The 19,049-nt window shown below is 60.2% G+C and carries 16 protein-coding genes; 4 read left to right on the forward strand and 12 right to left on the reverse strand.

Translation table 11 applies throughout. The annotated features are described in order from the left end of the window. The first annotated feature begins 202 nt into the window (after positions 1-202). Together araA and GOB94_RS04010 are read left to right on the forward strand one after the other, a co-directional pair. Positions 203-1,657 (forward strand): L-arabinose isomerase, encoded by a 1,455-nt coding sequence (gene araA / locus GOB94_RS04005; protein ID WP_182277612.1) that lies wholly within the window; start codon positions 203-205, stop codon positions 1,655-1,657. A gap of 173 nt (positions 1,658-1,830) precedes the next feature. Then, on the forward strand, positions 1,831-2,541 hold the full coding sequence (locus GOB94_RS04010; protein ID WP_182278422.1) for an L-ribulose-5-phosphate 4-epimerase: 711 nt from the start codon (positions 1,831-1,833) through the stop codon (positions 2,539-2,541). Positions 2,542-2,664: 123 nt separating this feature from the next. Here the strand turns inward: GOB94_RS04010 and GOB94_RS04015 are convergent, their stop codons facing one another. Both GOB94_RS04015 and GOB94_RS04020 read right to left on the reverse strand, forming a co-directional pair. Further along, positions 2,665-4,320 (reverse strand): alpha-L-fucosidase, encoded by a 1,656-nt coding sequence (locus GOB94_RS04015; protein ID WP_182277613.1) that lies wholly within the window; start codon positions 4,318-4,320, stop codon positions 2,665-2,667. Continuing rightward, a complete protein-coding gene (locus GOB94_RS04020; protein WP_255484218.1) occupies positions 4,317-5,825 on the reverse strand; it encodes a glycoside hydrolase family 125 protein in 1,509 nt (502 codons plus the stop codon). The genes GOB94_RS04015 and GOB94_RS04020 overlap by 4 nt, the downstream gene beginning before the upstream one ends. Before the next feature lie 125 nt (positions 5,826-5,950). Between GOB94_RS04020 and GOB94_RS04025 the strand changes: the two genes are divergently transcribed. Continuing rightward, positions 5,951-8,260, forward strand: coding sequence for a GH92 family glycosyl hydrolase (locus GOB94_RS04025; protein WP_182277614.1), 2,310 nt, complete (start codon positions 5,951-5,953; stop codon positions 8,258-8,260). Positions 8,261-8,338: 78 nt separating this feature from the next. Here the strand turns inward: GOB94_RS04025 and GOB94_RS04030 are convergent, their stop codons facing one another. Continuing rightward, positions 8,339-10,231, reverse strand: a complete 1,893-nt coding sequence (locus tag GOB94_RS04030; RefSeq protein ID WP_182277615.1) for a M61 family metallopeptidase — start codon at positions 10,229-10,231, stop codon at positions 8,339-8,341. A 300-nt stretch (positions 10,232-10,531) separates the two neighbouring features. Between GOB94_RS04030 and GOB94_RS04035 the strand changes: the two genes are divergently transcribed. Further along, positions 10,532-10,870, forward strand: a complete 339-nt coding sequence (locus tag GOB94_RS04035; RefSeq protein ID WP_182277616.1) for a hypothetical protein — start codon at positions 10,532-10,534, stop codon at positions 10,868-10,870. 1 nt (position 10,871) lies between these two features. On the opposite strand, the gene GOB94_RS04040 is transcribed toward GOB94_RS04035, so the two are convergent. The 9 genes from GOB94_RS04040 to GOB94_RS04080 all read right to left on the reverse strand — a co-directional run bounded on the left by GOB94_RS04040 (position 10,872) and on the right by GOB94_RS04080 (position 19,047). After that, positions 10,872-11,267, reverse strand: coding sequence for a nuclear transport factor 2 family protein (locus tag GOB94_RS04040; RefSeq protein ID WP_182277617.1), 396 nt, complete (start codon positions 11,265-11,267; stop codon positions 10,872-10,874). A gap of 11 nt (positions 11,268-11,278) precedes the next feature. Continuing rightward, positions 11,279-12,370 (reverse strand): DUF5700 domain-containing putative Zn-dependent protease, encoded by a 1,092-nt coding sequence (locus GOB94_RS04045; protein WP_182277618.1) that lies wholly within the window; start codon positions 12,368-12,370, stop codon positions 11,279-11,281. A 43-nt stretch (positions 12,371-12,413) separates the two neighbouring features. After that, entirely contained in the window at positions 12,414-12,800 is a 387-nt protein-coding gene (locus tag GOB94_RS04050) for a DUF427 domain-containing protein (RefSeq protein ID WP_255484219.1), read from the reverse strand. Positions 12,801-12,823: 23 nt separating this feature from the next. After that, positions 12,824-13,591 carry an SDR family oxidoreductase gene (locus GOB94_RS04055; protein ID WP_182277619.1) on the reverse strand — a complete coding sequence of 256 codons (768 nt, stop codon included), beginning with the start codon at positions 13,589-13,591 and terminating at the stop codon, positions 12,824-12,826. Between the two features lie 31 nt (positions 13,592-13,622). Then, positions 13,623-14,363, reverse strand: a complete 741-nt coding sequence (locus tag GOB94_RS04060) for a 3-oxoacyl-ACP reductase family protein (RefSeq protein WP_182277620.1) — start codon at positions 14,361-14,363, stop codon at positions 13,623-13,625. Next, a complete protein-coding gene (locus GOB94_RS04065; protein WP_182277621.1) occupies positions 14,351-14,704 on the reverse strand; it encodes a hypothetical protein in 354 nt (117 codons plus the stop codon). Before GOB94_RS04065 ends, GOB94_RS04060 begins: the two co-directional genes overlap by 13 nt. A gap of 142 nt (positions 14,705-14,846) precedes the next feature. After that, a complete protein-coding gene (locus GOB94_RS04070) occupies positions 14,847-15,146 on the reverse strand; it encodes a hypothetical protein (protein ID WP_182277622.1) in 300 nt (99 codons plus the stop codon). Between the two features lie 209 nt (positions 15,147-15,355). Beyond that, the gene (locus GOB94_RS04075; RefSeq protein WP_182277623.1) at positions 15,356-15,985 is read right to left on the reverse strand and encodes a response regulator transcription factor; all 630 of its coding nucleotides are present in this window, start codon (positions 15,983-15,985) and stop codon (positions 15,356-15,358) included. Continuing rightward, positions 15,982-19,047, reverse strand: coding sequence for a sensor histidine kinase (locus GOB94_RS04080; RefSeq protein ID WP_182277624.1), 3,066 nt, complete (start codon positions 19,045-19,047; stop codon positions 15,982-15,984). The genes GOB94_RS04075 and GOB94_RS04080 overlap by 4 nt, the downstream gene beginning before the upstream one ends. Between the last annotated feature and the right edge of the window lie 2 nt (positions 19,048-19,049).

Genomic DNA, 19,049 nt, shown 5'->3' on the forward strand with positions numbered 1-19,049 from the left:
AGGGAATCTGCGTCTCGCCCGTACCACCCATGAAGTGTCATCTCGACTGAAGTCCGCGTTCTTGCGGACGCGGCGGAGAGATCTGCGTTTTTTCGCAGGATGCATAAGCATCCGAACTCCCTTCCACCCGCATTGACACCCACCTTCCCACCTCTCTACACTTCCCTAGAAAACGTTTCCTAAAAGGAATATTCAGACCCTCATGCTCAACTTCGACACCCTCGAACTCTGGTTCGTCACCGGCAGCCAGCACCTCTACGGCCCCGAGACCCTCATCCAGGTCGCCGAGCACTCGCAAAAAATCGCCGCCTCGCTCACCGCCGGCACCTCGATCCCCTTCAAAGTCGTCTTCAAGCCCGTACTCACCACGCCCGACGAGATCCGCGCCCTCTGCCGCGAGGCCAACAACTCCCCCCACTGCATCGGCCTCATCCTCTGGATGCACACCTTCTCCCCCGCGAAGATGTGGATCGCCGGCCTGCAGTCTCTGCAGAAGCCCTTCCTCCATCTGCACACGCAGTTCAACAAGCAGCTCCCCTGGTCCACCATCGACATGGACTTCATGAACCTCAACCAGGCCGCGCACGGCGACCGCGAGTTCGGCTTCATCACCGCGCGCCTCAAGCTTCCGCGCAAGGTCGTCGTCGGCTTCTGGCAGGACTCCGACACCATCGCCGAGATCGCCGCCTGGTCCCGCGCCGCCGTCGGTTGGCATGAGTCGCAAAACCTCAAGGTCGCCCGCTTCGGCGACAACATGCGCGAGGTCGCCGTCACCGAAGGCAACAAAGTCTCAGCAGAAATCGCCCTCGGCTACAGCGTCAACGGCTACGGCGTCGGCGACCTCGTCGCCCGCATGAACCAGTTCACCGACGCCGACATCGACAAACTCGTCGCCGAGTACCGCGACACCTACTCCATCGCCAAAGAGCACGACCGCCCCGCCTCGCTCCGCACCGCCGCAAAGATCGAGCTTGGCCTCCGCGCCTTCCTCGAGGAGGGCGGCTTCGGCGCCTTCACCGATACCTTCCAGGACCTCCACGGCCTCGACCAGCTCCCCGGCATCGCCACCCAGCGCCTCATGGCCTCCGGCTACGGCTTCGGCGGCGAAGGCGACTGGAAGACCGCAGCCCTCGTCCGCACCATGAAGGTCATGGCGCAAGGCCTGCCCGGCGGCACCTCCTTCATGGAGGACTACACCTACGACTTCTCCGGCACGCCGAAAGTCCTCGGCTCGCACATGCTCGAAATCTGCCCCAGCATCGCCACCGAAAAAGCTGCCGTCGAAGTCCACCCCCTCGGCATCGGCGGCAAGGACGATCCCGTCCGCCTCGTCTTCACCTGTCCCAGCGGTCCCGCCGTCAACGCCTCACTCGTCGACATGGGCGACCGCTTCCGCCTCCTCGTCAACCTCGTCGACGTCATCCAGCCCGAGCAGCCGCTGCCCAAACTCCCCGTAGCCCGCGCCGTCTGGGTGCCACAACCGAGTCTCAAGATCGCAGCCGCCGCATGGATCTACGCCGGCGGAGCCCACCACACCTGCCTCAGCCAGGCCCTCACACTCGAACACCTCGAAGACTTCGCTGAGATCGCCAACCTCGAACTCATCGTCATCGACAACGACACCAAACTCCGCGACCCCCGCCAGCAACTCCGATAAACTCAACGAACCCAAACGTCGTTGCTGTTGCCTTTTGTTTGTCATTCCCGAAGGGAATCTGCTGCGTGCTCGTACCGGCACCAACGCTCGGGTGCCCCATTCATGACCACGGCAGTATCGTGGTCATGAGTGGGATGCAGACATTCAACACCGCCACCAACTCAGGAGTCCCCATGCTTCTCCCCTCTCTCCGCGAACAGGTCCTCGAAGCCAACCTCGAGCTCGTCCGCCGCGGCCTCGTCCTCTACACCTTCGGCAACGCCTCCGGCATCGACCGCGAGCAGGGCCTCGTCGTCATCAAGCCCTCCGGCGTCGACTACGACGACCTCCGCCCCGAGCACATGGTCGTCACCGATCTCCACGGCAAAATCGTCGAAGGCGCACTCAACCCGTCCTCCGACCTCGACACCCACACGCTCCTCTACCGCGAGTTCCCCACCATCGGCGCCGTCGTCCACACCCACTCCGAGTTCGCCACCAGCTTCGCCCAGGCTGGCCTTCCCATCCCATCTCTCGGCACCACCCACGCCGACTACTTCTACGGCCCCGTCCCCTGCTCACCACCACTCACCGACGAAGCCATCGCAGGCCGTTACGTCCACGAAACCGGCCTCGCCATCGTCTCCCGCTTCAAAGCGACAGACGGCACCTTCCTCATCGACCCCCTCGCCGTCCCCGCCTGCTTAGTCGCAGGCCACGCCCCCTTCGCCTGGGGCAAAACCGCGCACGACGCCGCCCACAACGCCGTCGTCCTAGAAGCCATAGCCCGCATGGCCTACCGCACCCTCACCCTACCCGGCAACTCCTTGCAGGTCGCCCAATCTCTCCTCGACCGCCACTACTTCCGCAAGCACGGCGCCAACGCCACCTACGGCCAAAAATAAACACCGCAGCTTGCTTTCTTCATTGTCATTCCCGCAGGTAATCTGCGTTCGTCTTTGCTTTTGTTTTTCTTTCTGTCATTCCGAGCACAGCGAGGAACCTGCTTCTCGCGCGCGAAGCGCGCGCTACCGCCGCTCCAGCGTCACCGACCCGCTCTCCGCACCCTCGACCTTCCCGCTCACACGGATCGTCTTATCCAGCCCCGTAATATCCAGCAGCAGTTCATCGCTACGCCCCGGCACGCGCTTCACCAGCGCAGGATTCGAAGCCTCTCCAATCTGCAGCATCACATCACGCAAGCCCGTCACAGCACCCGCCACCGGATGAAACCGCAGCAAATACTCCGTCGCGGCATGGACAGCCTTCGTCAGGTCCAGCGAAAAGCTCCCCGCAGCCCACTTCCCCACCAGGTTCGCCGACCACAACGAAGACACCGCATCCCAATCCGCCGGCGGCGCAACAACCGTATCAAAAACCGCGAGCGTCCGAATCATCGGCGCAGCAGCAGCCTCCGTCACCACCAGCCGCACAGCATCCACAACCTGCGACTCCACCGGCTGAATCCGCTTATGCCCAATCGCCGACCCCGCCCCAATCTCCTTCCAGCTACCACCAGTACGCGCCTCCAGCCGATACCCCCGCACCCGCTCCCCCAGCGCAATCTCCTCCTGCAACACCACCGTATCAATCCGCATCGGCTTCGCCAGCTTCAACTCGATCGACTCGCCCTTGCCACTCCTCATCCCCACAGGCGAACCAAACCGCCGCTTCACCTCAGCACCAAACGCCGCAGCCACACGGCAATCCGGATCAGACAACAACCCCTCGCGGTTCGCCGGAATGTTCAGCAGCAACTGCGCCCCACGCCCCACACTTCGGTAGTAGATCGACATCAACTGATCCAGCGTCAACACCTTGTTCGCGTTCTTCGTACTCCAGAACCAGTTTGGCCGCCGAATCGAAACATCCACCTCGCTCGGCAGCCACACGCTTCCATTCGGATCGCTGTCCAGCGCCGTCGCCGTCCCACTCTTCGCCTCCGCCGCATCAATCCCGTTCCAGCACGGATACGGCGCGAACCCATCCTCATTCCCCACCCACCGAATCGTCGCCTGCGGCCCCTGAAACACCATCGCCCCCGGCTGATACTTCGCCAGCAGATCGCCCACCGGCGTCACCGTCGACCCATCGAACCATATCTCCACCAACTCGCCATACCGAGTAAACACCTCCGTCAGCTGCTCGCGATACATCGCGTCATACTTCGCCTGCAGCTCCAGCGTCTTGCACACCCCACCAGTCCCCGCGCCAAAGTGATCGTCCCGCGGACACACATACACCCCCAGCTTCAACCCATACTTCCTGCACGAAGCCTCCACCTCGCGCAGCACATCGCCCTTGCCATCTTTCCAGGGCGTATTGCGAATGCTGTACTCCGTCGTCTTCGTCTGCCACATGCAGAACCCGCCCTGGTGCTTCGCCACAAACACGATGTACCGAGCCCCCAGCGCCACCGCCGTCTGCGCCCACTGGTCCGTGCTCAAGTTCTTCGGATCAATCTCACTCAGCGGCGTCGACAAGTTATCCGACTCCACATCCTGCCACGTGTTCGGCGCAAAGTGGACGAACATCCCCACTTCAAGGTCCTGCCACGCGCGCTCCTTAGCCGAAGGCAGCGCCCGCACCACGCCCTTGTACTCACCCAGAGCGCCCGTCCATGCCCCCGCACGAGACGCAACCACTCCCGCCGCCACTCCATATAAAAACCCGCGTCGCTTCATGCACCCACCTTCGCCAGCAGCTCTGGACGCGTCGCCACCGTCTTCACAATCAACTCACCGAACAGCGTATTCGCCCAAGCAAACCAAGGCCGCGTAAACTTCTTCACATCGTTCCTGTCGTAGCTCTCGTGCATAAACCCGGTCCCTGCGCTCGAAGCCTTCAGCATCGCCAGCGCATGCCCAATCTCCGCGCTCGACTGGCTAGTCAGCGCATACACCATCTGCGACATCGGCCAGATCATGTCCTTCCCCTCATGCGGTCCACCGACGCCCTCACCCGCCGTCCCCTTGAAGAACCACGGGTTCCTCGCGCTCCACACAAACGCCCGTGTCCGTGCATACAGCGCCGCATCCAACGAGCTCTCCAGATACGGCAGTCCCAGCAAACTCGGCACATTCGCATCGTCCATCAGCAACTGGCTCCCAAAGCCATCCACCTCATACGCCCAAATAGTTTCCACGCCCGTTCCCTGCTCGACCTTCACCACCGCGTACTGCTTCAGCGCGCCCTCAACCTCACCAGCCAGCGACTCCGCCTCACGCGCCAGCTCCGCATCCTTCAGCACCGCATGGGCCATCACCGCCAGCTGCCGCAACGACGTCACCGCAAACAAATTCGAAGGCACCAGAAACGGAAACACACAAGCATCATCCGACGGCCGAAACCCCGAAGCGATCAGCCCCACCGGCCTCACCGGGTTCCCATAGCCGTTCCCCGGCAGCGTCTCCGTCGCGATCGGCGACGTCCGCTGAAAGTGATACGGCCCCACGCCATCCTTCCTCTGCTGCACGCGCATCGTCTGCACCACCAGCGTCATCGCCTTCTGCCAAGCCGCATCGAACGGCTTTACATCGCCGCTCTGCTTCCAGTACCCATGCGCCAGCCGTATCGGATAGCACAGCGAATCCAGCTCATACTTCCGCTCGCCGACGCCCTGCTTCATCTCCGTCTTGTCGTCCACGCTCCACGGCAGCGGCTTCGCGTTCAGGTCCGCCATAAACGCATTCGCATACGTGTCGATCAGCAGACACCGCGTCTGCCTCCGGATCACGCCTTCCACCAGCCCGCGCAGCGCGTCATCCTCCTTCAGCAGTGGCAGGTAAGGCCACACCTGCGCCGACGAGTCCCGCAGCCACATCGCCGCAATGTCTCCCGTCACCACCGCCGTATCCGGCTTGCCCTCCCACGTCCCCGGCTCCACCGTCGTGTCCAGCGTATTCGGATAGCAGTTCGCAAACAGCCTCGCCATCTCCTTGTCGCCGGTCTTCGCGCTCACCCGGGCAATCTGAGCCTCCACCGCTGCGCTCCTGAACTTCCTATCGCCCACCTTCGGCCGTCTCTCGCCCCACGGCACAGCAGCAATCGTCGTCGCCTGGCTCAGCGCCTGCCCCACTGGCTCCGCAATCGTCTGCGCATCCGCGCGCCCGCCCACCAGCATCCCAGCCGATGCCGCACCCATCACCTTCAACACCCCTCGCCGGCTCCACTGCATTCTCGATATCATCGCCAACCGTATCCCTCTTTTGTCACAATAGTGCTCATTTACAATTCATTCAGTCAAATCCTTGGGCTGTTATCGTTCTCAAGCCCGTTGTAATCAGTTCGCCGCTCAAAGGAGTACCCTCGGTCATGATCTCTCGCAGAAGCTTCCTGCAACGTTCCGCCGGCGCCGCCGCCGCATCCTGTCTCCCCGCCTCTGCGCTCGCTCTCAACGCGCCCACAGACTCTGCCGACGACCCCATCCGCTACGTCGACCCCCGCATCGGCACCGGCGGCCACGGCCACTGCTTCCCCGGCGCGGCTGTCCCCTTCGGCGCCTGCCAGCTCTCGCCCGACACCTTCGACGACGGCTGGGACTGGTGTTCCGGCTATCACATCTCCGACACCTCCATCATGGGCTTCTCCCACACCCATCTCTCCGGCACCGGCTGCGGAGACCTCCTCGACTTCCTCGTCATGCCCGGCACCGGCCCCGCCAAAATCGTCCCCGGCACCCGCGAAAACCCCGACACCGGCTATCGCTCCCGCTTCGACCACGCCGACGAGACCATGGTTCCCGGCTACTACTCCGTCCTCCTCAAAGACACCGGTATCCACGCCGAGCTCACCGCCACCGAACGCTGCGGACTCCACCGCTACACCTTCCCCGAAAGCAAGCAGGCCTGGATCGTCCTCGACCTCCAGCACTGCTACGGTGGCGTCAAGAACGTGAACTCCGCCGAGCTCTCTCGCCCCGCACCGGACACCCTCGCCGGCGGCCGCATCACCTCCGCCTGGGGTGGCAACCGCCACGTCTACTTCACCCTTCAGGTCTCCAAAACGCCCGACCGCATCGTCTTCTATCAGGACGACCAGGAGTGCGCCGCGCCCATCACGCAAACCACCGGCAACAACCTCAAGTGTGTCCTGCACTTCACCACGCACGCGCAGGAGCTCATCTCCGTCCGCACCGGCATCTCCTCCGTCAGCGCCGAAAACGCCGCCAAGAACCTCGCCGCCGAGATCCCCAACTGGGACTTCGACGCCGTCCGCAACAACGCACACGAGCTCTGGCGCAAACAGATCGGCAAGATCCACGTCACCACCGCCAACCTCGCGCACAAGAAGATCTTCTACACCGGCCTCTACCATATGTCCCTCGGCCCCTGCCTCTTCGACGACGTCGACGGCCGCTACCGTGGCATGGACGCCGAGATCCATCAGCTCCCTACCGGCCACCACAACTACACCACCTTCTCCTGCTGGGACACCTACCGCGCTGCGCACCCCGCTTACACCCTCTTCGAACCCGAGCGCGTCCCTGACTTCGCCAACACCCTCATCCGCATGGCCCAGCAGAGCACCGCGGGCATGCCCGTCTGGCCGCTCCAGGGCACCGAGACCGGCACCATGACCGGCTACCACTCCGCTGCCATCATCTCCGAGGCCATCCACAAAGGCTTCCCCGGCATCGACACCGAATCCGCCTATAAGTGCATGATGGAGCGCGCCATGGTCGACGACTACCGCGGCCTCAACTACTACCGCAAGATGCACTACATCCCCGCCGATCTCGAAGACGAGTCCGTCTCCAAGACCTTCGAGTACTGCTACGACGACTGGGCCATCGCCCACGTCGCCAAACTCCTCGGCCACGCCGACGTCGCGGCCATGCTCCGCGAGCGCTCTACCAACTACCGCAACTACTTCGACCCCTCCACGCAGTTCATGCGTCCCAAGCTCGCCGATGGCAGCTTCACCTCACCCTTCAACCCCATCGACCTCGGCCACACCACCAAGTACCGCGACTACACCGAGTCCAACGCCTGGCAGACCACCTTCGCCACGCAGCACGACCCCGCCGGCCTCATCGCGCTCTTCGGTGGCCGCCAGCCCTTCCTCAAAAAGCTCGACCTCCTCTTCACCGTCCCTTCCACACTGCCCGCCAACGCACCGCCGGACATCGCGGGCCTCGTCGGCCAGTACGCCCACGGCAACGAGCCCTCGCACCACATCGCCTACCTCTACGTCTACGCCGGCGCACCCTACAAAACCCAGGCCCGCGTCCGCTCCCTCATGGAGACCATGTACCGCCCGCTCCCCGACGGCATCGAGGGCAACGAAGATGTCGGTCAGATGTCCGCCTGGTACATCCTCTCCGCGCTCGGCTTCTACTCCGTCGACCCCGTCAGCGGCAACTACATCCTCGGCTCGCCACTCTTTGAAAACGCCAAAGTCGATCTCGGCAACGGCCACACGCTCACCATCGAAGTCCAACGCAAAGACCCCGCTCATGCCTTCATCCAGTCCTTTGCTATTGATGGCAAACCCCAACAGCGCGCATGGTTTAACCACTCCGAGATCGCCAACGGCGCCACACTCAGCTTCGTGATGGGCCCCGACCCTAACCTCCACTTTGCCACATCCGAATCCAGCGTCCCCCCTTCCCTCACGCTGTAGCCTCCAACATCGCCTCGAAACAAAACCCCTCCGGCATCATCTCCGGAGGGGTTTTGCTTTTAGCACTTAGCCTTTGCTTTAGTGTTGTAGACCAGCCGCCGCCATCGGTGCCAGAATCTCCTTCAGCAAATCCGGCGTGCCTTCCACGCGCACAAGCCTCGGATACCGCAGACCCTCGCTATAGCTCAGATGGACTGGAGCGATCGTGTCCTCATCCTGCACCATCAGTTCAATTGGCATACTCGTGCCTTTCGCGGCCTTCACCGCCTCATTCAGCCGCTCAATCGTAAACACCTGGCCGTCCACCGACACCATCTTCTGACCGGGTGCGAAACCCGCCTTGTCCGCGGCGCTCCCCACGCGTACATCACTGATCGTTCCATCCGTCTTTTCATCCAGACCAATGGAGAACCACGACACCAGCGATGAGCCCCTTTTCAGCTCTTCCGCCATATCCGGCGTAGGCTCAGAAGCATATTCAAGCCGGTATCCACCTTGCTCGATGCCCTCGGTATTCACATGTGGCTGCACGTCATAGATGCGCGTCTCGAAGAACCCATGCCAGTCATTCGCGACGACCTTGTTCAGGTCCGCCTCCAGCTCTTCAAGGCTATACGGCTCCACGCGCGCCACTCCACTGCCGCCCTTCTGCAGAAAAATCTGCAAAAAGTCGCGCAGGCTCTTCTTGTCATCCGTCAGCCTGCGAATCGTCGTGTCCACGTCCAGCCAAACCAGTGAGCCTTCCGGATAGTAGTCCGTCCCACGCTTCCAGCTGCGCCACGTAGTGCCCCTGCTGCCACCATTCCGTGGCATCGCTGAATCGAAGGTCGTGTCCTCAATGCTCCGCCACGCGCGGCCACTGTTCGCGTCCATCTCCGCTGCAGTCAGTGCCAGGTCCGCCCGATACTGCTCCGCCGTCACCATGCCAATGCGCTCGCCCATCACATCTCCAAGATAGTTCGTAAGCCCCTCGTATACCCACAGCAGATTGTCCCGCATTGGAGTCGCATAGTCCGGCGTCGCCAGGCCATCCGGTCGACGGTACTTGCCGTTCCACGAATGCGTAAACTCATGCGGCAGCAACCCTGCCATTCCCACCGACGGTTTATACCCCGTAAAAAAATTGGTTTGAATCGTGTTGTCTGAAGACTCGTGATGCTCCAGCCCACCACCGCCACCGCTGCCCTGCAGCAGGATCAGGAAGTGATAGCTCGTGTAATGCGGCGGCCCGTACATCGCAAACGCCTCACGCACCAGCTGCGACATCTGGTCGACCGTCTCAGGCTTCGCCACGATCGACGCAGCCGTCGGCCCAATCACATCCATATAGTGTTGCGGCGTCACGCCCGGCGCCAACGCGTACTCATGGAAGTACAGCCCCGTCATGATCGGTGAATCCTCCAGCATCTCCACGGTCGTGGCAGCGTACTTCGTCGTGCCACCTGCCGGGTGCTGCGGATCATACGGCGTCAGCGGCTTCAGCGATGTCCCGATCCCCCAGTGTGCCGGCACCGTCACCGTCGGCTGGATCGCAATGTCCTTCACCGGCGTATGCGCCGGATACAGCATCAGGTCTTCCCACTCCAGCGTCGCGGTCGTCCGCGTCGCTCGCGCATACACACAGTCCAGGTGCGCATGCAAGATCGAAGCTCCAGCCGGTATTTCCACGTGATACTCGTACGTGTCGACCGGGTCGCGGTGCCAGGGAATGGCCTTCCCATCTACCTCAAAACGCACCCCGGTAATATCGCCGATCGGGCCATCCGGACCATGCGCCCCGGGAATCCACTCCGGCGTAATCAGGTCCAGCGGCCCGCGATGCACCGGGAGATCGATATCGGCGTGGTAGATCTTGCGCGGTGCATCCGTCAGGTCAGCGTGAATCTGAATCGGTGCGTGTTGGGCATGGGCCGCGCACAGGCTTGAGGCAAGCAGAAACAAAGGAAGCTGAACTCGCAGTCGAATTTCCATCGAGATGGGGTGGCCTTTCCGAACACTTTGTAAGCACTTAATTGTGCAGGTTTCAGCCATCATTCTATGCGCTCTGCACGTACCTGCCTCTTGACACGTACGCTACAATTAACTCAGAAGCAAACACAGCCTGGCACTGCGCCGGGCTTTCGTATTTAAGCCCGGCGGCTGGGGGATATGACCTCCACAAGTCCGGGCTTATCTGCTTTTCCATCAATACTTTCGATCAAAAAGTACCCAGGGGAGGGGTGGGGGTATGGATACCCCACTCGCCCGCCAGGCTACCGGAGGCTCCATCCTATGACCACCGTTCCCACCTGCAATCACATCTTCGCCGACAACCACCGCTGCGGCTCACCCGCTCTCCGTGGCGAGCGCTTCTGCTACTTCCACCACCCCGACCGCCGCCCCGTCGCCAACCCCTACGAGCGCCGCTCACGCCGAGGCTTCACCATCACAGTCCCCCACGACGCCGAGTCCCTCCAGCGCGCCCTCGCCGAGGTCATGCAGCGCCTCGCTGCCAACACCATCGACGTCCACCGCGCCAGCCTGCTCCTCTACAGCCTGCAACTCGCCGCCCGGCGCCTCCCCGCACACACCCCATATCCAGAGACCAGGGGCAGGGGTCTCCCTGTCTGATTCAAAACGTCTCACCAAACATCGGCGCCTTGCTCTTCGACTGCTCCTCCGTCGCCTCATCCTGGATCACATCCCAGTGCTCGACAAGGATCCCGTCCTCAATCCGCAGGATATCGGCAGCAATCCAGTTGACATCGCCGCCAAAGCCCGAGAACCGGCCATGCACAATCACATAGTCACCCTCCGCGACAATCAGCCCCGGCTCATAGCGCAACGTCGACGGCAGCGACTTGATGAGGTTGAACAGGCCCTCACGGCCCGGCTCGATGTGCGCACTGTGCTGAATGTACTGCGGCGACCAGAAGGCCTCGGCGGCATCGTAGTCGCGTTGGTTGAAGAGCGTATCGAACCCTCTCAACACAAGGGATTTGTTCTGTTCTGGCGTAGTCTTCGGCACGGATAGCTCCTTTAGTGGCAACCGCCGGCGAGACGTTTCGCCGCAGCAATAGTATTTGGCCCCAGGCGCGGATAGTCTTTGTCGGCCCCATAGTTGTGCAGCTGGGTATAACGCAGGACAAAGTTATAAGTGGGCTGCTTGAGGAGCGCAGCAAGACCTTGCGGGCCGTCTTCCTCGGCAATGGCCTTCGCCATCACATCGCCGATCATGTAGACCACACCATGACCGAGAAAGTCCACACTGTACATGTCATCGTAGGAAACCGGTTGGTCGGCATTAAGTGCAATGACCGACATCTCCAGCAACGTCGCACTGTCATCGATATGCTTCAAGCCGTCGTCGATGTCCGCCAACATGCGCGCCGCAACAGGCGAATGCGACTGCTGCAGAAGGGAAAGATCGCCGACGTACATCGCAGAGCCCTCCTCATAGAGGTTGTTGAAGAGGTGGCCGGTCTCAACGCACGCCTCTTTCTTTAGGCTCTGTGAGTTACTGAGATTCAGTTCACGGTCAGAGGCAAAAGCGCCCTGCACCGCATGATAGAGCTCGTGCGTAGTGGTCTCTTGCGCGACGGCAAGGTCGTCCACAATTCCAATGTTGAGGAAGAAATCAGTGCTGCCAAAAGCATATCCTCCACCGTCTCCAGCAGCGACAACATAGCCTTCAAGATGAATATCGGCGTTGGGTGGAGTGAAGACCGCTATGCGCCGCTCGATCGTCTGTTGAAAACCCTTCGGGTTCGTCTCAATCTGCTGGAGCAGCGCTAGCAGTTGTGGGATCTTCGGCTTCTCGATCTCGAGCAGTATGTTTTTTTCGTTCGGCTTCGTAACTGGCTGCCCATGCGCCATTGCATAGAGTGCATTGGCAAAGTCTTCAGTCGTCGAGGTGATTTTGAACTCGTGAAGTTTACGAAGCACTGCCTGGTTGCCATGCATCTCTGCGATGGTGAGCGCTTCACCATGACTCAGGTTCGGGTTCTGCATCGCGAGAAGCGTCGCCCGCGCATCCTCGGTATGGATCTTCACTGTGATGGCATGGCAGTACTGAGCAGCAGTTGCCAGCAGTAGCCAGATCAACTGGAAGCGGAGACATCGGCGCGACATAAATATCCTCGGAAATGATTAGATGACTACTTTTGAGCGCTATTCACAAGATCACTTCAATGTCGTCTACGCGCGTCGGATAGAACGCGAGATGGCCCTTGACCCCCGCAACGGCCTCATAGGGTTGTTCGTAGGACCAGACCGCAAACTCCGACTTTCCGCCACCAACGGGGATGCTGTAGTAGGTGCAGTCGCCTTTGTACGGGCAGTACGTGTAGTGCGTCGTTCGAACAAGGAGTGACATGTTTGCGTCGCTGCGTGGCAGATAGTAAACCGGCGGATATCCCTTCTCTTCCAGTAAAAGAGCCTTTGTCGATTCAGCGACAACCTGCCCCGCAACCGTCACCCGTACCGTGACTCCGGCGTCCGAGACCGTGATCGGATGATCGGGGCCAGGGATTTTGATCTCCTTACCGACGTTCGACTTCACAGGAATAGCTCTCCTCAAATCGCCTACAGTTTCGAACCACCATCAACAGGAATGCTCGCGCCCGTAATCCAGCGCGCGCTGTCAGAGGCTAAAAACGCGACGACATCCGCGACGTCTTCCGGTTGGCCAATCCGCTTCAGCGCCTGCATCCCAAGCGCAACCTCACGGCCCGCTTCGGTCTTCGTGAAGTTCGACATGTCCGTTTCAATCACTCCAGGAGCAACGGCATTCACACGCACCCCACTGGGCCCAAGGATGTAAGCCCAGTTCTTTACCAGCGTCTCCAGTGCACCCTTGGTGGAAGCGTAGGCGAGAATGGATGGGTTCTCCACGCCAGGCTTGCCTACAACGGCACGCGCACCCAGCGAAGAGACGACGACGATGCTTGACCCCCCACCCAGTAGAGGCAACAGTTGCTGTATGGCGAAGAACGGGCCGCGAACATTAGTTGCGAAGAGGTTGTCAAAGTCCGCAACCGTGTAGGCCGCTATGGGAGCGGCCTTGCTGACGCCGGCGTTGAGCACCAGAATATCTAGGCGTTCACCGATAATGGCGCGCACTTGTTTGGTGAGATGCTCTGCACCATCGGTCGCGCTGAGGTCCGCCGAAAGAGCGTCGGCTTGCCCACCTTTCGCCCGAATCGCAGCGACCACCGCGTCGGCCTCCTGAGCGGAGCGGCCATAGTGCACCAACACACGCGCGCCTGCCGCGGCGAGCGCAAATGCTGTTGCACGGCCGATCCCTTTGGATGCCCCGGTTACGAGTGCCGTCTTCCCTTGAAGCATTGTCATAATCTCCTGTACGCCAGATACGTCCTGACGCCTACGCGTTTGTACCGCCGTCAACGGTAAGGTTTGCGCCAGTAATGTAGGAGGACTCCGGGCTGGCGACAAAAGCGACCAGTGCCGCAACTTCATCGACGTGCCCATAACGACCCAGCGCGGTGGCAGCTATTTGTGGTGTTGCCCAATCTCCGGCCGCAGGATTCAAGTCGGTATCGATAGGCCCAGGCTGCACATTATTGACGGTGATGCCACGGTTGCCGACCTCGCGAGATAGCCCCTGAGTGAACATCTTGACGGCTCCCTTCGTCGCGGAGTACGGAACAAGGCCAGGCGTCATCATGCGTTCGCCCACAGAGGAGCCAATGTTGATGATGCGCCCTTTATCGTTCATATGCTTCAATGCCGCCTGCGTGGTGACGAAGACACCGCGGACATTGATGTTGATAACGCGATCAAGTTCCTCTAGCGTTGTGTCCTCAAACTTCTTGGGGATAGCGGTACCGGCGTTGTTGACGAGGATGTCCAAAGGACCCAGGGTCGCAACGGCTTTTTCGACCGCGCTGCTTATAGCTGCAGCATCGGCGGCATCAGCCTGGATGGCGATCGCTTTGCATCCGTTGGCTTCGATGGCTTTGACGACGACATCAGCTGCGGCAGCATCTTTTGCATAAGTGATCGCCACATTGGCCCCATCGGCGGACAGGCGCTTAGCGATGGCGGCGCCGATGCCGCGCGAAGCGCCGGTAACGAGTGCCACTTTTCCCTTTAGTTTCGGCATGTGAACTCCTTTGCTTGCTGTAAGTGGTCGAACTGAATTCGTTCTTGGCTAAGCAGATTGATTGTGGTCCAGCGATTGAAAGCACTATGGGCTGGAGTGATAGAAACGTCTGCCTGGTGATGATGAAGTTGAAGTACAGCAAGAATAGTTACGCACCGAAAGAAATCTTCATGCCCTCTTGTCGGCCACTCGAGAGATTGCAGGATATCGATCCAGAGGTGGCCGCTATGTAACGGATCGCGAAGGCCCAGATAGTCGTGTACGACACGCAGATAGAGCGCAAGCTCATGTTCAGCTTGGTCCGCAACTACCGATACCTGCGTGAAGTCATCGGCAAGCATCCTTCCCTCCTGCTGTAGAAGCAACCGTGTTGTCGCTCATGGAAGAACTATGCGCTGTTCTCTTGGCGATTACATGCCGCTATCGAAGGGATTTTGTCTCCCAGCGTAGAGGGCGCACGAAGCACTACTATCGAGGGGCTGACTATAACGGGCGGCGATCCTTCGGGATCACAATCTCGCGTCGTCCAAAGAGCGCTGCATCGCAAGCCCAGGCACCTGGGCCGAGTAGTGTAAGCGCGACGCAGAGCAACGTTATCTCGGCACAGCGGACAAAATTCTGCGCTCGGTGCGCGTCGGCTGCGAGGAAAAAGATGACATAGCTTACCGTCTGCGTGACTGCCGCAGCAATGGAAACCACTGGTGTGATCAGGCCAATCAGGATAGCAACGCAAAATGCGATCACCAGCAGCGCGAGAATCGGATGCACCCAGGGATCGAGCATAAGCGGGTCATCGAGAATGCAAAGTGCGATGGCAACGCGAAGAACGAGAAGACCAACACCGGGCCAGCCCTCAGGAAAGCTTGAGAAGAACCTTTGCAGAGGAGCCCTCCTGCATCGCGTAAGCGCGAGGTGGGGCTAGCTTAATACGGTCCATAGGCGCAATGAACCCCTCTATCGTGGTGTTCTTGCACCACCCTGGCGGTAGATACCTAAAGCTGAATGATGCCTCGTCGTAGCCCGATGGCCACCGCCTCGGTGCGGTCACTCGCTCCAAGCTTTTCCATAATGTGCTTGACGTGCCCCTTCACAGTCTCCTCGGTGATGAAGAGCAGCGCTGCGATATCGCTGTTACGGTTCCCGCCTGCAATCTTCTGCAGAACTTCGATCTCACGCTTGCTGAGGGATTCATGGCCCATATGTTCCGCGAGCTGCGCCGCAACCTCAGGAGGCACATGCCGTTTGCCGGCATGAACATTGCGGATCATATCCACAAGTTGCTTGCGCGGCATGCTCTTCAGCATGTAGCCCTTGGCGCCGGCTTCAAGTGCGCGCTGAATTTCAGCATCACCGTCAAAGGTAGTCAGTATGATGACTCGTGCTTCCTTACACTCGGTGCGTATGGCGAGGAGTGCATCAATACCACTGATGTCCGGCAGCCGAAGGTCCATCAGCGTGACATCGGGACGGTGCTGGCAATAAGCCGCGATAGCTTCGCGCCCGCACTGTGCCTCGCCAACCAGAAGCATGTCCGGCTCATTGCGCACCACCGCGGCGATGCCCTCTCGCATGAGAGGATGATCGTCGACGCAGAAGACTCGGATCTTATCGCTCGCGCTCACTGAGGATCGGATTTCCCTTCATTTTGACGTGCCTTCGCCGATCGATCAGATTGGAGCCACGACAGCCAGCGGGGCTTTGAACGCTGATTTACGTCTTGAAATGCAATCTTACCCGGTATCATCAATTCCACTTCTGTCCCGGCGCCAACGCGACTTCGCAGCTTGAGCTGAGCACCAATAGCTTCTGAACGTTCACGCATACCCGTGAGGCCCCAGTGGCCCTCACGGCCCTCATTCAGCACCTGTGGATCGATGCCACGGCCGTCGTCACGGACGAGAAGCCGGAAGAAGCGGCTGGCATATTCTACCTCCACCTGCACCGTTGCGGGTTGTGAGTGGACGAAAGCGTTGATGACAGCCTCTCTGCCGATGCGATACACCTCGTCACGCACGACGGCCTGGAGAGGGCGCGACACTCCCTGAACAACTACACGATACGCGATCCTATCGTCTGTAAGCAGTTCGCTGGAGAGCCGTGAGAAGGCTGCTTCCAGAGTGAGTGAGTTACCTTCTCTGGCGCGAAGGCCTTTGAGGGCTTGGCGTCCCTCTTCGGTGACATGCCCCATCAGTTCGAGGACGCGACGGAGCAAGGGCTTGGCTGGAGAATCGGGAGGAACGTATTCTTCGGCGAGGTCAAGCTGCATGGACGCGCTGAGGACGCCCTGCAATAAAGTGTCATGAAGTTCCTGCGCAATCAACGTGCGCTCGGCAAGGCGGTCCTGAAAGCGCCGATTCATCCGGTCGGTAAGATGCGCGAGCCGGAGACGATAGGCCAGCACGATCAGCGCGACGAGCAGCAGCAAACAGATAAGCTGAAAGTACCAGGTTTGCCAGAGAGCGGGCTTTATCACGAACGGAACAATCGTTTCAGGGCCGTTCCACACGCCGACGCCGTTAGAAGCCTCGATGCGAAATCGATAATGGCCAGGGCCGAGATTGGTATAAACCACCTCTCGAAGAGCTACCCCGTTGCTCCAGCCCTCGTCGGAACCTTCAAGCCGATAGCGAAAACGGATACGCTCCGGGACGGAGAGATTCGTAGCTGCATAATTGAAGGTCAGGCTCTGGGTACCGGCACGCAGCTTCGGATGCTCTCTCAGGCGAAGAGGCCGACCTTCGGCCAAAGCGGATTCGATACGCACAGCTACAGGGTCTGTGTAGTCCGGAGCTCTAGATGGGTCCGCGACAGCCACTCCATGGGCCAGTGATAACCAGATGCGGCCGGAAGAGTCGGCTACGATAGAGCGGTCGCGTCGAGTTCCTTCCATCGCTGGAAGACCGTCTTCGGCCCCATAGCTCAAGACGTCGGCATCCTCCAGCGTATTGGTCAGCAGCCGTTCACGATTCACCTGTAGAACATGATCGGAGGTTACAACCCACAGATGGCCACGGTTGTCCTGTGTTATGCCTAGAATCTCCTCACGCAGAGGTTCAGGCGCTCCATGCACGAACTCGATTTGACCGCCCTTCAAATAGGCGATACCGGTCGAAGTGGCCAGCCAGAGAACGTGATCGGCATCTTCGAAGATAGAGCGCACATTGGGTGTCTGCTGTCCATCGGCAGCTCTGTACGTTGACCAGTGCCCGTTCGCGAAGCTGGCAACGCCGCCGGGAGCAGCGATCCACATAGTACCGTCAAAGCCTTCTGTGATGGAAAAAATGGCGTTGGATTCCAGAACATTCGCCACGGAATAATTGGTAAATCTGCCCTGCTTCAGTACGCTAAGGCCTGCACTGACCGTTCCCGCCCATACGGTTCCATCGCGATTGCGATGGACGGAGAACACACTGTTCTGGGCAAGCCCGTCAGCATGCGTAAAGGTATGCGCAACGAAGGTATTGCCTCGCTGCGCCAATTCGGTGAGACCGCCCTGCTGACGACCGAGCCAGAGTTCACCACCGCCACCGCTGATGGAGTACACCACATCGTTGCCGAGACCATCCAGCGTGATGCGGCCGGTGCGGCCGTCCTTCAACCACCAAAGCCCCCCAGAGACAGGCGCGAACCATGTTCGCCCTTCTTCGTCCACGTAGATCGGGCCTTCATCTCGTGAAGGGCTCCCTCGCGCTGCGGAGTATTGCGTGAACATGCCATCGCGCAATCGTTCGATGCCACGCGGGCCGCCGAACCATAGGCTGCCATCGCGGTCCTCATAGACGGCAGTGATCTCCGCAGTGGGTTCATTCTGCAGAAACTCCGTGGAGACATCGAGCGCCGGAGTGATGCGAAGGAGGCCGTGATTGGTGCCCGCCCACAAGTTTCCCTGGCGGTCGCGGGTCAGGGCCAGCACCTGGAGCTTTGCAATGGAGGCAAGCGAAGGTGGACGGATGAGACGGCTTCCGTCCCAGAGCTCCAAGCCATTGTCCGTACCGATCCAGAGGCCGCCATGACCGGCAAGTGCAAGCGCGTTGACGCTACTATTGGCCGAGCCATCAACATGGATCAGGTGCCCCTGGCGGATCTGAAGAAGGCCAGCATCGCGTGTGCCTAGCCATATAGTTCCATCCTCGGTCTGCTCGACGGAGATCGTAACGCCTACCAGCGCCTCATGCGCAAGGCCCGGAATAAAGTGGTCGCCATGGAACCGCAATGTCCGATGTACAAGGCCCCAAAGGAGAAGGTCCCCTCCCCGGTCGCGTGACATCGCCGTAAAGGCGGTCTCGTCGAGACCGTAACGCACTGCAGCATCTTCGAAGGTTCCATCGCGGTAACGAAGAAGTCGCGGACCATCAAGCCGTATCCAAAGACTGCCGTCGGCATCAGCAATCAGTCCCCGGACGGCGCCGATAGGGCCATAGCCTGGCACAGGGCGTTGGATCAACTTGAACGTCACCCCATCAAAGCGCACCAGGCCACGTTCCGTACCGAACCACAGATACCCATCCTCCGATTGGCAGATGGCATAGACAGTACCGCCGAGGAAACCGCTGTCTGAATCCCACGTACTATGGACATACTGCGAGAGTGACCGCCCTGCATCCAGCGCGTTCGCCGTGGCTGCAAGATAGAGGCAGAGGGCCACAAACGTAAACCGAAGCATGTATCGCAGGGTTCGCATCATCT

It is taken from the genome of Granulicella sp. 5B5, assembly GCF_014083945.1.
Taxonomy (GTDB): domain Bacteria; phylum Acidobacteriota; class Terriglobia; order Terriglobales; family Acidobacteriaceae; genus Granulicella.

Excerpts from the sequence above, each read along its gene's own strand:
- araA (WP_182277612.1), top strand. The coding sequence starts at position 203 with ATGCTCAACTTCGACACCCTCGAACTCTGGTTCGTCACCGGCAGCCAG.
- GOB94_RS04010 (WP_182278422.1), top strand. The coding sequence starts at position 1,831 with ATGCTTCTCCCCTCTCTCCGCGAACAGGTCCTCGAAGCCAACCTCGAG.
- GOB94_RS04015 (WP_182277613.1), bottom strand. The coding sequence starts at position 4,320 with ATGAAGCGACGCGGGTTTTTATATGGAGTGGCGGCGGGAGTGGTTGCG.
- GOB94_RS04020 (WP_255484218.1), bottom strand. The coding sequence starts at position 5,825 with ATGATATCGAGAATGCAGTGGAGCCGGCGAGGGGTGTTGAAGGTGATG.
- GOB94_RS04025 (WP_182277614.1), top strand. The coding sequence starts at position 5,951 with ATGATCTCTCGCAGAAGCTTCCTGCAACGTTCCGCCGGCGCCGCCGCC.
- GOB94_RS04030 (WP_182277615.1), bottom strand. The coding sequence starts at position 10,231 with ATGGAAATTCGACTGCGAGTTCAGCTTCCTTTGTTTCTGCTTGCCTCA.
- GOB94_RS04035 (WP_182277616.1), top strand. The coding sequence starts at position 10,532 with ATGACCACCGTTCCCACCTGCAATCACATCTTCGCCGACAACCACCGC.
- GOB94_RS04045 (WP_182277618.1), bottom strand. The coding sequence starts at position 12,370 with ATGTCGCGCCGATGTCTCCGCTTCCAGTTGATCTGGCTACTGCTGGCA.
- GOB94_RS04055 (WP_182277619.1), bottom strand. The coding sequence starts at position 13,591 with ATGACAATGCTTCAAGGGAAGACGGCACTCGTAACCGGGGCATCCAAA.
- GOB94_RS04060 (WP_182277620.1), bottom strand. The coding sequence starts at position 14,363 with ATGCCGAAACTAAAGGGAAAAGTGGCACTCGTTACCGGCGCTTCGCGC.
- GOB94_RS04065 (WP_182277621.1), bottom strand. The coding sequence starts at position 14,704 with ATGCTTGCCGATGACTTCACGCAGGTATCGGTAGTTGCGGACCAAGCT.
- GOB94_RS04070 (WP_182277622.1), bottom strand. The coding sequence starts at position 15,146 with ATGCTCGATCCCTGGGTGCATCCGATTCTCGCGCTGCTGGTGATCGCA.
- GOB94_RS04080 (WP_182277624.1), bottom strand. The coding sequence starts at position 19,047 with ATGATGCGAACCCTGCGATACATGCTTCGGTTTACGTTTGTGGCCCTC.